Raw genomic sequence first — 13209 nt, forward strand, 5'->3', positions numbered from 1 at the left:
CAATAATGAGAGTGGCAATTTTTGCTTCAGGTAACGGAACTAATTTTGAAATTTTAGCTCAGCAATTCTTAAATCAGCAAATTCCTGGTCAGTTATCACTGCTTTTTTGTGACCACCCACAAGCACCGGTAATTAAACGAGCTGAACGTTTAGGAATTGCCTGGGAGACTTTTACTGTCAAAGAGTGTGGCAATAAAGTTGCTTATGAACAGCGATTGGTACAGTTGCTAAAAGATTATAAAATTGATTTTATAATCTTGGCCGGTTATTTACGGGTGATTGGTAGTCCAATTTTAGATTATTATCCAAAACGGATTATTAATTTACATCCAGCTTATTTACCAGAATATCCAGGTTTGCATTCGATTGAACGTGCTTTAGCTGATAAAAAAACGCAAACGGGGGTTACGATTCATTATATCGATGCTGGCTTAGACTCGGGGCCAATTATTACGCAAAAACGGGTGCCAATTTTACCTAATGATACCTTGACAACTCTTGAAGCACGGGTTCATGCTTGTGAACACCAATTATATCCGCAAGTTGTTAAACAATTAATGACCGCATTTGAAAAAAAGGAGCAAATTTAATGAGAAGAGCTTTACTGAGTGTTTCTGATAAATCTAACTTGATTCCGTTTGCTAAAAAACTGATTGAACATCAATTTGAAATTATTTCGACTGGTGGGACTCGCCAGGTTTTAAATGATGCGGGTGTAAAAACTATTTCGGTTGAAGATGTAACTGGTTTTCCCGAAATTTTAGATGGTCGCGTTAAGACCTTGAACCCATTTATTCATGGCGGTTTGCTTGGTCGACGTGAATTGCCAGAACATCGTCGAGTAATGAAAAAATTAGGGATTCACCCAATTGATCTGGTTTGCGTGAATTTATATCCATTTAAGCAAACAATTCTCAAACCAGGCGTTAAATTAGCAGACGCAATCGAAAATATTGATATTGGCGGTCCGAGCATGCTCCGGAGTGCTGCCAAAAATTATCGCGATGTAACCGTAGTTGTTGATAGTACAGATTATCAACTGATTAGTGAACAACTGGATCAACAAGATGAAGTTGATTTAACAACGCGTGCTCAGTTGGCTGCTAAAGCTTTTCGTCATACAGCTGCTTATGATGCTTTAATAGCTAATTATCTTTCAGAACAAGTTAAGGTAGTTGCTCCTGAAAAATTAACTTTGACCTACGAATTGGAAGAAACGATGCGTTATGGTGAAAACAGTCATCAAAAAGCTTGGTTTTATCGGGATGCTTTACCAAATAAAAAATATTCAATTACTAACGCTCAGCAATTGCACGGGAAAAAACTTTCTTATAACAATATCAAAGATGCCGATGCAGCAATTCGGATTGCTCGTGAATTTTCCAAGCCAACTGTTGTTGCTTTAAAACATATGAATCCTTGTGGTATCGGTCAAGCAGATAAGTTAGAAACTGCTTGGGATCGGGCATATGCGGCGGATTCAATTTCGATTTTTGGTGGAGTAATTGTTTTAAATCGGAAAGTTGATTTGGCAACGGCAACTAAAATGCATAAATTATTCTTAGAAATTATTATTGCACCTGAATTTGACCCAGCGGCTTATGATATGTTAGCCAAAAAGAAAAACTTGCGCATTTTGCAGCTAGACTTCACCGCCAAAGATGAACCAGCAAAAAAAGAAACAGTTTCTATTATGGGTGGCTTATTAATGCAAGAACAAGATGTTTTAGCTGAGGATCCACATAGTTGGAAAGTCGTCACTAAAACAACGCCAACAGACCAACAGCTTGCTAACTTACTTTTTGCTTGGAAAACGGTTAAGCACACTAAAAGTAATGCAATTGTGGTAGCTAACGGACAGCAGACACTAGGAATTGGCGCTGGTCAGCCGAATCGAATTGATTCAACCAAAATTGCAATTAAAAATGCTGGCGAACAAATTGATGAGCAGACGGTGCTAGCTAGTGATGCTTTCTTTCCAATGGATGACTGTGTTCAATATGCCGCTGAGCACGGAATTAAAGCGATTGTCCAACCAGGTGGTAGTATTCGTGATCAAGATTCGATTGCAATGGCGGATAAATACGGCATTGCGATGGTAACTACTGGAATCAGACATTTTCGCCATTAATAGGAGGCTGACTTGATGGGTAAGACGGGGTTAAAAATCTTAGTGGTCGGTTCTGGAGGAAGAGAACACGCGATTTGTCGTAAATTTCTAGCTAGTCCACTGGTTGATGAAGTCTATTGTGCGCCGGGAAATCCGGGAATGTCGTTTTCTGGGGTTAAAACGGTGGCTATTAATGAACTTGAGTTTTCAAAATTACGTAAATTTGTTGAAGAAAAACAAATTACTTGGACTTTTGTGGGACCTGAAGATGCTTTAGTTGCAGGTATTGTAGATGACTTTCAAACGGCTGGTCTCAAAATTTTTGGGCCGACTGCGCGAGCCGCTCAATTGGAAGGCTCAAAAAAATTTGCTTTAGAATTTATGCAACGTTATCAGGTTCCAACTGCTACTTATCAAGCTTTCCAAGAGCCTACAGCTGCTTTGAAAGCTTTACCAGCGTTTAAGTTGCCAGTAGTTGTGAAAGCAGACGGCTTAGCAGCTGGCAAGGGAGTTACTGTGGCAACCACCCAAGCAGCTGCCGTCGCAGCGATTAAGCAATTATTTAACGAGGGTCAGCAAGAAGTTGTTCTTGAAGAATACTTAAGTGGCGCTGAATATTCACTTTTTGCTGTAATCGGTAAAAATAATTATCAACTATTGCCAATGGCACAGGATCATAAACGAGTCTATGATAACGATCTTGGTCCGAATACGGGTGGCATGGGGGCCTATAGTCCGTTGCCCCAACTTTCAAAACAACTTTATCAAAAAATTGTGACCGAAGTTGTTGAACCGAGTGTTCAGGGATTACGGCAAGAAAAATTTAATTATCACGGGATTTTGTATATTGGGTTGATAGCAACTGAGAGCGGTCCAAAGGTCATTGAATACAACGTTCGTTTAGGCGATCCAGAAACACAAGTTGTATTGCCACGCGTTAAAAGTGATTTTGCTGAATTGATTTCTGATTGTTTAGCAGATAAAAGGTTGGCACCAATCAAGACTAGTGAGCGAGCTTGTTTAGCAGTAGTTATTGCTGCACAAGGATACCCGCAAAACCCCCAATCAGGTCAACTATTACCAGAACTAAATGAAAAATCGGAAGTTACAGTTGATTTCGCTAATGTTGCGGTTGCTTCAGCAACGACTTTAAAAGCTGCTGGTGGTCGGTTAGCTGCTGTTGTAGCAGAAGCTGATTCTTTAATCCAAGCTCAAACAAAGGCATATCAATATTTATCTGAAAAGCAATTTGATAACTGCTTTTACCGCCATGATATTGGCATGAAAGCAACGCATAAATCCTATAAATAGCTTGCAAATAGGCCGAATAACTATCTGGATAATAGCTGTTCGGCCTATTTGTTATACAATCTTTTCTATTGCTAAATAAAATGTTAAGATAGTGATAATTTATTTTGGGGTTGTAACTAGTGCTGTTTTCATTAAATTTCCCAGCTCCTGACAGCCACGTTGGATTTCTTCCAATGTTGTTCCAGTAAAGTTCAAACGTAAATGATTAATTGGATGTGAATTAACAAACATATCTTTGCCAGGCAAAAAAGTAACTTGTTGGCTTAAATGGAGTAACTTACTTGCATCCAAGTCTTGAGGGAGCGTTACCCAAACAAAGAAACCTCCTTGGGGCTTGGAAAAATGACATTCATTTGGCAAGTATTGTTGTAAGCAGTTCAACATGACAGCCAATTTTTGACGATAACTATTGCGTAACTTCTGAATATGGTCACTCAGACAATTATCTGTTAGATACTGATCAATCGCTTCAAGAACAACATTTGGTGACTGGCAATCAAACGCTAAGCGCAAATTTGCTAAGTCGCTAATGATTGAGTGAGCAGCAATGACCCAGCCGGTTCTTAAAGCAGGCGATAAAATTTTGGAAAAGCTGCCAATTAGAGCAACATTCCCTGTTTGGTCAAAGGCTTTGATCGGTGGTAAAGACTCACCAGCATAACGTAATTCGCGATAAGGATCATCTTCAATTATCAAGGCATCGTATGTAGCAGCTAATTTAGCGAGGCGTTTTCGTTTGGGAATACTCATACAATAACCAGTTGGATTTTGAAAATTGGGGATCGTGTAAATTAATTTTATTTGATGGTGTTGTAATTTTTCTTCAAGAACATCAAGATCCATGCCATCGCTTTCCATTGGAATCTCATAATAAGTAGGTTGATATTCATTAAAGGCTTCAACTGCTCCAATATAGGTTGGACCTTCAACTGCAAGGCCATCTCCAGAATTCAAGAATAAGCTAGCTAAGAGTTTAATTGCTTGCTGACCACCTTGAGTGAACATAATGTTTTCAACGGAGCACTCAACATTTAGTTGGTGAATATAATTAGTTAGTTTTTTTCGTAAGTTAAGATCACCCAAAACAGATCGATATTGAAATAAGTCAGGGGCAGCAGTTGCCAAACGTTGTTGAAAGGCTTGTTGCAGTTTCTCTTGTGGAAAAAGGGCAGCATCAGGATAACCACCGGAAAACGAAATGGCATTTGTTTGGTCGCTGAGTGAAAATAAATCAGCTAAGCTAGATGATCCTTGAAAATTACGGACTGCATTTTTTGGCAACATATTAAGCTCCTCCTTGTTTTTTATGCTTGTTATTAGTGTAGTCTAGTTTTATAATTAAGTAAAATTCATTTTATTCATGATAAAGTGAAACTGATTCACTTTATGAAAGGGGGAGTTTTAATGTCAACATTTGCATATGAGGTTTTTAGTGAAGTAGCCAAACAAAAAACTTTTTTTGCTGCGGCTAATCAATTGAATGTCACACCATCAGCGATTAGTCATTCAATTTCAAATTTAGAAAAAGATTTGGGCTTTTCTTTGTTTATTCGTAATCGGACAGGAGTCAAATTAACACCAGATGGTGAAAAAATTTTGCCAGTTATCCAGGACATCTTAAATGCAGAAGCCAAATTGGCTGAGGAATCAGCACGGATTAATGGGTTGAATCAAGGAAGAATTCGAATCGGTGCTTTTAGTAGTGTTTGCATCAATTGGTTACCGGATATTATTCGTGAGTTTAAAAAAAGTTATCCCGAAATTGAACTTTCAGTTTCACAAGGTAATTTTAATGCAGTAGCAGAACAAGTTCGGCTTGGAACCTTGGATATTGGCTTTAGTGCTTTGCCAATTAAAGAAAAACTTGAGGTAATTCCTTTACATCGTGATCCGATTTACTGTGTAGCTCCAGAAAAATTTAAACCAGCGGAAAGTCGGATTGTGACAGCTGATGATATACGTGGCAAAAATTTTATTTTACAACAAATTGATTATGACCGGGATACTAAAAAGGCCCTGGACACTTATGATGTATCCTTAAACTCAATTGATTATAGTATTGATGATGCTTCAATAATTGCGATGGTTGAAAGTGGACTAGGATTAGGAATTTTGCCAGAACTAGCTTTACAGAAATTGTCAGGCAATGTAACGTTCTATCCATTTAAGGAGCATTTTTATCGGACTATTTGTTTAGTGACTCATACTGAAGCAAAACAAACTCCATCAACTAAAGCATTTATTAAAGCTATTCAAGATTATTTACAAAGTCGATATGGACAAGAATGGTGAAAAACAAATAAATTTCTCTTAAATAAAAAAAGATTATAAAAGGGTATTGCAATTCACAAATTATGTGCTATGATTTAAAAACATGATTTTTGCAAGCCTTTTTCTTTGTCAAATTTTGAGGAGGATCACAGTGAAAGAACTGACCAAAGGAAGTCCGATTAGATTAATTTTAATGTTTACTTTTCCATTGTTAATTGGAAATTTATTTCAGCAATTTTATAGCATATCAGATACGTTGATTGTCGGACAAACGTTAGGGGTCAAGGCTTTAGCCGCTGTTGGTTCAACTGGCAGTATTCAATTTTTAATTATCGGATTTGCTCAAGGATTGACGGCTGGGCTTTCAATTTTAACGGCGCAATATTTTGGGGCACATGATTATAAAAAAGTAAAACAAAGCTTCGCAGTTAATATTATTATTTGTCTGGTAATGACAATTATTTTAACGGCACTGAGCTTGTTCTTTGTAGAAGATATTTTAGAATTGATGAAAACTCCGGCAGCCATTGAAGCGAATGCCAGAACTTTTATTTCAATTATTTTTGCGGGAATTTTTGCATCGATGGCATTTAACTTACTTTCGAATATTATTCGTGCGCTAGGTGATAGCAGGACGCCCTTGTATTTTTTGATAATTGCCGCTTTATTAAATATTGTTTTAGAATTAGTTTTCATTTTAGTTTTTAAGCTAGGGGTAGCTGGAGCAGGCTATGCAACTGTTATTGCCCAGATCTTTTCGGTCGTTTTATGTATCTGGTATATTATCCGACGAATACCATTACTCCAAGTTACTAAGCGGGATTTCCAAGCAATTAGCTGGGTCGAAATTGGGCACCACTTGTATATCGGACTGCCAATGGCCTTTCAGACTTCAATTATTGCTATTGGATCGATTATGATCCAGTCAGCTTTAAATAGTCTTGGAACAACTGCAGTTGCCGCAACGACTGCTGCTAGCAAAATTGATCAATTAGCGATTCAGCCAATGATGTCTTTTGGGATTGGCATGGCAACATTTACAGCACAAAATTATGGAGCGCGGCTGTATGATCGTATTTTACAAGGGGTTAAACAATGTTTAGCAGTTTCAATCTTATTTAGTTTAGCAGCTGGTTTTTCAGTTATTTTCTTTGGCAAAGCAATGGTTTCCCTGTTTGTTGGTAATTCAGCAACTGAGGTTTTGCAGTTAGCTCAAGTTTATTTCAATGTCAATGGCTCATTTTATTTTGTACTAGCAACCTTGTTTGTTTTACGCTATACTTTGCAAGGACTTGGACAAAGTATTGTTCCAACTCTAGCTGGAATAGCAGAATTAACAATGAGAAGCTTAGCAGCATTGTTGTTAGCAACTTCTTGGGGGTATATTGGGACTTGTTTTGCTAATCCTTTGGCTTGGTTTGGTTCTTGTTCAGTGCTGTTGTTTTCTTATTTTAAGGCAATTAAGATGCTGCGTTCGCAAAGTAGGCAGTTACAAGCAAAGGAAGATTCAAAAAAGATTCCTTGTTTGGAAGAATAGTGAGCTGTTTTAATTGAGAAGATGTTTTTTAAGGTGTAGAATCAAAAGATAATTAATTAAAGGTGGTTTTTTTATGAGTAATGAATTTAAAATCGGTGAAAAAGTAAAATGCAAAAAATTCGGTGCATTGAATCATGATTTTATTGGCAACATTGAGAAAATCTATGAAAATTCGGCACTTGTTTCAATTCAAGAACATGAAAAAGAAGATGAAGTTGCCGTTAATGATTTCCATAAACGAGTAATTGTTCGACTAACAAATATGAAAAAAATCAGTTAAAAATTGGCTGACAGCTGGAATATTTTATGCTATACTATAATCTGTCTTGCGGGTGTAGTTTAGTGGTAAAATTCCAGCTTCCCAAGCTGATGTCGCGAGTTCGATTCTCGTCACCCGCTTAACCGCCGCAAAGGAGTAGTAAAATGGTAACTGTTTTCAGCAAGTCCGTGTTGATGTGAGACGGATATACAGCCCATTCGAAGCGTGTCTTTGCGATAATTAGATAATTTTTGAGTGGATCTCCGATCAAAAAGAGTGGTACCGCGGGTAATTCTCGTCTCTTACATATATTGTAAGAGGCTTTTTTATTATATGGAGGAAAATTATGGATTTTAAAGAGCAAGTAGTTGCAAGTTTAAAGCAAGTATTACCAACCGAATTAACAACTGAAAAAATAACCGCTTTGTTAGAAGTACCTAAGAATGACAAAATGGGAGATTTAGCTTTTCCAACATTTATTTTGGCAAAATCATTACACCAATCACCAGTTAAGATAGCAGCCGATTTAGCTGAAAAAATTGACCAAACCAATTTTGAAAAAGTTCAAGCAGTTGGACCTTATGTCAACTTCTTTTTAAACAAACAGAAATTGGGAACAGAAATTTTAAGAGCTGTTTTGCAGCAGCAAGCAGAGTATGGGGACCAAGATTTCGGCCATGGTGGGAATGTACCGATTGATATGTCATCACCTAACATTGCTAAACCAATGTCAATGGGACATTTACGCTCAACTGTAATTGGTAATTCGTTAGCTTATTTACTGACAAAAGTAAATTATCATCCAATCAAAATTAATCATTTAGGAGATTGGGGAACTCAATTTGGAAAGTTAATTACAGCTTATAAAAAATGGGGCTCTGAAGCAGAAGTTAAAGCTGATCCAATTAATAAGTTGTTGGCTTATTATGTTCGTTTTCACCAAGAGGATGTGGATCATCCAGAATTAGATGATGAAGCTCGAGCTTGGTTTAAACGGCTGGAAGATGGTGATCCTGAAGCGATGGAACTTTGGAAATGGTTCCGTGAAGTTTCATTGCAAACCTTTATGAAGGTTTATCAACGACTGCATGTTGAATTTGATTCATATAATGGTGAGGCATTTTACAATGATAAAATGGCTGAAATTGTTGAAATTTTGGAGAAAAAGAACTTACTTCAAGAGAGTCAAGGTGCCCAAATTGTTGACTTGAGCAAATATAATTTGAATCCTGCCTTGATCAAGAAAACAGATGGAGCAACACTTTATATTACGCGTGATTTAGCAGCTGCGCTTTATCGGAAACGGACCTATCAGTTTGTTCAATCACTTTATGTTGTGGGTAACGAACAAACTAATCATTTTAAACAATTAAAAGCCGTTTTAAAGGAAATGGGAGAAGACTGGTCTGATCAGGTTCATCACATTCCGTTTGGATTGATTACTCAAGGTGGACATAAATTATCAACCCGTGCTGGTCGAGTAATTTTGTTAGAAAAAGTTTTAGATGATGCTGTTGAATTGGCTCAAAAGCAAATTGAACAAAAAAACCCTGCTCTTAAAAACAAAGCACAAGTTGCCGAACAAGTTGGCGTTGGAGCGGTTATTTTCCATGATTTAAAAAACGAAAGACTGAACAATTTTGATTTTGATTTGGCTGAGGTTGTTCGTTTTGAAGGTGAAACCGGTCCTTATGTCCAATATTCACATGCACGAGCTCAAAGTATTTTGCGTAAAGCCAAGAACTTAGGAGTTGAACCTGCCATAGGGGAAGATATCAGTATTGCACCAGACGAGGATACATGGAATGTTTTGAAACAATTAAATGATTTCCCAGTTGCAATAAAACGGGCTGTTCAAGAATATGAACCTTCAGTTATTGCTAAATATGCATTGCACTTAGCTAAGTCTTTTAATCAATATTATGCTCATACTAGGGTTTTAGCAGAGGACAACCAGCTAGCTAGTCGTTTGGCTTTGGTTAAGAGTGTAGCCATTGTTTTGCAGGAAGCGTTGCGTTTATTAGGAGTAGCTGCTCCCAATGAAATGTGATTGATTACTAAAAAATAAAAACATCTAAGGCTGAACAATTTATTGTTGCAGTCTTTTTTTATTGATAATTAACATAAAAATAAAAAAGCGTTTTCATTTACTGATTTTTTTGATAATATTTTATATGTAAAAGGAAATTGGGGGAAATGCTATGAAAAAAGTTGATCGAAAAAAAATGATTATTGAGCAAATGGAAATATTTAAATTACTTGATAATCATTCACAGCGATTGTTGAGTCAAGCAGCGCATGTACGTGAGTTTAAAAAAGGCGAGTGTATTAATAATGGCATCGATCTGGCAAAGTCGGTCATTATTGTCTTAGAAGGAAAATTGTCTTGCGATCGGTTTCATGCTAATGGGGAGGCTTATTCATTGTTTTTTTTGAAAGAAGAGGAGCACTATCCTTTCATTGATAGGAATTTATCAGAATTCTTAGATTCGCATTTAATTGGAAAAACACGTGGAAAAGTTATAATTTTATCAATTAAGATTCTTGATCAGCTTAGATTAAGTAATCCATTAATTGACCAACTGTTATTAAGTAAAACGAATTGGCATTTTAACTTTGCAATTTCATTACGTTGCGTGTATTCTGCTACCAATGCCAGCGAAAGAGCAAAAAGAATTATTTATTTATTTAATCGAGAATTTGGAGTCAAGCAACCGGATGGTTCGTTTTATTTTCCGAAATGGATTAAGCATTATGAAATTGCTAATTCAGCTGCAACTACCCGAGAAAAAGTTAGTCAAACAATCAGTCAATTGCGGCAACAAGGATTAGTTGAAAATCGAGGGCATTTGTTGATTTTAAAACCAGCCTTTTTAGAACAGTTAAAAGCGGTTGTAAATTTAGAACCACAACGAATTGCCTAAATGAAATTTTAAAGATAGGTTTTAATCAAAAGCAGTGGTTCGAAAGCTGCTGCTTTTTTTGTTATAATTAGGAAAAAATACGAGGGATAAAAATGAAAAAAGAAATTCGACAAGCAACAATTGAACAGTTGATTTCTCAGACAGAAATCTCCAACCAAGAAGAATTAATGCAGGCTTTACTGAAAAAGGGAATTAAAGCAACCCAAGCAACGATTTCACGTGATATTCGTGAGTTGCGGATTGTGAAAGAACAAGGAATTAGTGGTAAACTGCATTATGTGATTTTTAAAGACGATCCAGTCTCAGAAAAAGAACAGCTTTATATGAATATAACTGAAATGGTAATTGAAGCAACTCAAGTCCAGTTCTTAAATGTTGTTAAAACTTTGCCACATAGTGCGAATGTTTTAACGGCAATCATTGATGATTTGGAATTACCAGAAGTAGTCGGAACAATGGCAGGTTATGATACAATCATTATTATTAGTCAAAATGAGCAGGCTGCGTCAGTGTTGAATCAAATGTTTTTAAAACATATGCAACAATCTGAGTGATAATTTTATACCTGCTGCTTTTAAGTGAGGATTGATATAAGAGAAATGAAAGAGGATTCAATAGCAAAGAAAAGTTGGCAAGCAGTAAAACATTGGTTGCATCCAATATGGTTGTGGTTGCGTAAGCAATGGAAAAGATTTTGTGTTGGTCGAATAATTTTAATCGGCCTACTCAGTTTATTTCTAATTGCTAGTTGTTACTTAGTCTATGTCGCTAAGACGGCTAAAGTTGGTAATTTAAAAGCTGAATTAGAGCAGTCAACTGAAATTTATGATTATCAAGGTAAAAAAGCTGGGTACCTATATTCACAAAAGGGAACATGGAAAAATCTTAACCAGATTTCCCCAAATATGCAAAATGCAGTGTTATCAACTGAAGATCGTAATTTTTATCATGAGTATGGTTTTTCATTTAAAGGAATTGCACGAGCGGGACTTTTATATCTTCGTAATAAGTTATTAGGGAAAAACTATATCAGCGGTGGGGGAAGTACCTTAACGCAACAATTGGTAAAAAATGCTTTTTTATCGCAGGAGCAAACTTTTTCGCGGAAGGCCAAAGAAATCTTCATTGCGATGCAGGTTGAAAATGAATATAGTAAAAAAGAAATTTTAACGATGTATCTCAACAATGCTTATTTTGGCAATGGTGTGTGGGGAGTTGAAGATGCTTCTTTGAAGTATTTTGGCGTTCATGCAAGTCAACTGAGTGTACCTCAAGCCGCTACACTAGCAGGTATGCTGACAGATCCAGGAGGCTATAATCCAATCGATCATCCTCAAGCGTCTAAGCAAAGAAGAAATGTAGTTTTACAGTTGATGGTTGAAAATCAGAAGTTAACGGCTGCCGAAGCGAAAAACTATCAACAAACAGCAATGACAACCGATGACCAATATCAATATCAGTCTGGATACAAATATCCATATTATTTTGATGCGGTAATTAGTGAAGCTATTAAGAAATATGGCTTAAGTGAAACTGAAATTATGAACGGTGGCTACAAAATTTATACTTCTCTAAATCAAAATTATCAAAAAGAATTGCAAGATGATTTTGCAGATAATCAGTTGTTTCCTTATAATGCCACTGATGGAACAAAAGCTCAGGGTGCCTCGGTAGCAGTTAATCCCAAAACTGGAGGAGTAGCAGCTTTAGTTGGTGGGAGATCGGGTTCTCATGTTTTTCGTGGGTATAACCGAGCCACTCAGCTAATTCGTTCTCCTGGGTCAGCAATTAAACCAATTGCAGTTTATGCAGCGGCCCTTTCTGCAGGTTATCACTACGATTCGTATTTGCAAGATAAACTTCGGTCTTATGGAACTAATAAATATACACCGCATAATTATGATAATCAATATGCGGGGAAAATAATGATGTATAAAGCATTGGCCGAAAGTAAAAATGCAGCAACGGTCTGGTTGTTAAATAAGATTGGCGTTCAGCGCGGGTATAATTTAGCCAAAAAATTCGGTTTAAATGTTACAAGTAGTGATGATAATTTAAGCTTGGCTCTTGGTGGAATGAAAAAGGGTGAATCGCCTTATCAGATGGCAAGTGCTTACGCAGCTTTTGCAGCAAATGGAGAACTGCATTCACCATATTTAATTACTAAAATTGTTGATGCTTCTGGTAAAGTGATAGTTAATAACCCGCAAACTTCGAGCAAACGTGTTTTGAGTAAGAAAAATGCCCAGGAAATGACTAGTATGATGATGGATGTTTATAATGACGGGACGGGAATTAATGCTAAACCAAGTGGCTATACAATTGCTGGTAAAACTGGAACCACTCAATATACTTCTGGATCAACTGCTGATAGCGATCATTGGTATATTGGTTACACACCAGATGTTGTTGTTGCTACTTGGGTTGGATTTGACTCGAATAAATATTCATTAATTGATGAAGGAACTCGAGGGGGCTCAGCCTTATTTAAAACTGAGATGGAGGGGATTTTACCAAATACAGCGGGGACAAGCTTTAAGATTAAAAGTGCCGGTTCTCGTGTGGCAGCAACTGAGTCTGATAGTAGTGATAATCTTTGGAGTGGAGTGGCTAATGCAGGTAAAAAAATTAAAGATAATGTTTCGCAATCTGCAAATCAGGCCCAACAAAAAGCAGCTGAATTGTTTAGTGAGGGCAAACAAAAACTTGAAAGTATTTTCGGCAGATAATTAACAATGCTTTTTAATTAAAAAGTGTTAAACTTATGAAAGACAGGATTCAACCCAAAATTTTTTAT

Annotated in this window: 11 protein-coding genes and 1 tRNA gene; 11 read left to right on the forward strand and 1 reads right to left on the reverse strand. The window is 36.7% G+C overall.

What is annotated here, in order from left to right; translation table 11 throughout:
* Nucleotides 1-5 precede the first annotated feature (5 nt).
* From purN to purD, 3 genes are read left to right on the forward strand one after another with little or no spacing between them, the layout of a single operon-like run.
* A complete protein-coding gene (gene purN, locus G6O73_RS01800; RefSeq protein WP_057886818.1) occupies nucleotides 6-590 on the forward strand; it encodes a phosphoribosylglycinamide formyltransferase in 585 nt (194 codons plus the stop codon).
* Nucleotides 590-2131, forward strand: coding sequence for a bifunctional phosphoribosylaminoimidazolecarboxamide formyltransferase/IMP cyclohydrolase (gene purH / locus G6O73_RS01805; RefSeq protein WP_057886819.1), 1542 nt, complete (start codon nucleotides 590-592; stop codon nucleotides 2129-2131). The genes purN and purH overlap by 1 nt, the downstream gene beginning before the upstream one ends.
* A 15-nt stretch (nucleotides 2132-2146) precedes the next feature.
* A complete protein-coding gene (purD, locus tag G6O73_RS01810) occupies nucleotides 2147-3421 on the forward strand; it encodes a phosphoribosylamine--glycine ligase (protein ID WP_057886820.1) in 1275 nt (424 codons plus the stop codon).
* A gap of 99 nt (nucleotides 3422-3520) precedes the next feature.
* On the opposite strand, the gene G6O73_RS01815 is transcribed toward purD, so the two are convergent.
* Nucleotides 3521-4705 (reverse strand): aminotransferase-like domain-containing protein, encoded by a 1185-nt coding sequence (locus tag G6O73_RS01815; protein ID WP_057886821.1) that lies wholly within the window; start codon nucleotides 4703-4705, stop codon nucleotides 3521-3523.
* Nucleotides 4706-4825: 120 nt separating this feature from the next.
* On the opposite strand from G6O73_RS01815, the gene G6O73_RS01820 reads away from it, so the two are divergent.
* From G6O73_RS01820 to G6O73_RS01855, 8 genes are all read left to right on the forward strand, one after another.
* A complete protein-coding gene (locus tag G6O73_RS01820) occupies nucleotides 4826-5713 on the forward strand; it encodes a LysR family transcriptional regulator (protein ID WP_057886822.1) in 888 nt (295 codons plus the stop codon).
* A gap of 130 nt (nucleotides 5714-5843) precedes the next feature.
* A complete protein-coding gene (locus G6O73_RS01825) occupies nucleotides 5844-7229 on the forward strand; it encodes an MATE family efflux transporter (protein ID WP_057886823.1) in 1386 nt (461 codons plus the stop codon).
* 73 nt (nucleotides 7230-7302) lie between these two features.
* On the forward strand, nucleotides 7303-7509 hold the full coding sequence (locus G6O73_RS01830) for a hypothetical protein (RefSeq protein ID WP_057886824.1): 207 nt from the start codon (nucleotides 7303-7305) through the stop codon (nucleotides 7507-7509).
* A gap of 48 nt (nucleotides 7510-7557) precedes the next feature.
* A tRNA-Gly gene (locus G6O73_RS01835) sits at nucleotides 7558-7628 on the forward strand.
* A gap of 206 nt (nucleotides 7629-7834) precedes the next feature.
* Nucleotides 7835-9538, forward strand: a complete 1704-nt coding sequence (gene argS / locus G6O73_RS01840; protein WP_057886825.1) for an arginine--tRNA ligase — start codon at nucleotides 7835-7837, stop codon at nucleotides 9536-9538.
* 151 nt (nucleotides 9539-9689) lie between these two features.
* Complete coding sequence (locus tag G6O73_RS01845) at nucleotides 9690-10412, forward strand: Crp/Fnr family transcriptional regulator (protein ID WP_057886826.1); 723 nt, start codon at nucleotides 9690-9692, stop codon at nucleotides 10410-10412.
* 92 nt (nucleotides 10413-10504) lie between these two features.
* Nucleotides 10505-10966, forward strand: coding sequence for an arginine repressor (locus tag G6O73_RS01850; RefSeq protein WP_057886827.1), 462 nt, complete (start codon nucleotides 10505-10507; stop codon nucleotides 10964-10966).
* A gap of 45 nt (nucleotides 10967-11011) precedes the next feature.
* Nucleotides 11012-13141, forward strand: coding sequence for a PBP1A family penicillin-binding protein (locus G6O73_RS01855; protein ID WP_057886828.1), 2130 nt, complete (start codon nucleotides 11012-11014; stop codon nucleotides 13139-13141).
* Nucleotides 13142-13209: the final 68 nt, after the last annotated feature.

The organism is Liquorilactobacillus nagelii DSM 13675, from assembly GCF_019444005.1.
Taxonomy (GTDB): Bacteria; Bacillota; Bacilli; order Lactobacillales; family Lactobacillaceae; genus Liquorilactobacillus; species Liquorilactobacillus nagelii.

Bases quoted from the DNA above. Each gene is read 5' to 3' on its own strand.
- G6O73_RS01830 (WP_057886824.1), top strand. From the start codon at position 7,303: ATGAGTAATGAATTTAAAATCGGTGAAAAAGTAAAATGCAAAAAATTC.
- purH (WP_057886819.1), top strand. From the start codon at position 590: ATGAGAAGAGCTTTACTGAGTGTTTCTGATAAATCTAACTTGATTCCG.
- argS (WP_057886825.1), top strand. From the start codon at position 7,835: ATGGATTTTAAAGAGCAAGTAGTTGCAAGTTTAAAGCAAGTATTACCA.
- purD (WP_057886820.1), top strand. From the start codon at position 2,147: ATGGGTAAGACGGGGTTAAAAATCTTAGTGGTCGGTTCTGGAGGAAGA.
- G6O73_RS01850 (WP_057886827.1), top strand. From the start codon at position 10,505: ATGAAAAAAGAAATTCGACAAGCAACAATTGAACAGTTGATTTCTCAG.
- G6O73_RS01820 (WP_057886822.1), top strand. From the start codon at position 4,826: ATGTCAACATTTGCATATGAGGTTTTTAGTGAAGTAGCCAAACAAAAA.
- G6O73_RS01815 (WP_057886821.1), bottom strand. From the start codon at position 4,705: ATGTTGCCAAAAAATGCAGTCCGTAATTTTCAAGGATCATCTAGCTTA.
- G6O73_RS01855 (WP_057886828.1), top strand. From the start codon at position 11,012: ATGAAAGAGGATTCAATAGCAAAGAAAAGTTGGCAAGCAGTAAAACAT.
- G6O73_RS01845 (WP_057886826.1), top strand. From the start codon at position 9,690: ATGAAAAAAGTTGATCGAAAAAAAATGATTATTGAGCAAATGGAAATA.
- purN (WP_057886818.1), top strand. From the start codon at position 6: ATGAGAGTGGCAATTTTTGCTTCAGGTAACGGAACTAATTTTGAAATT.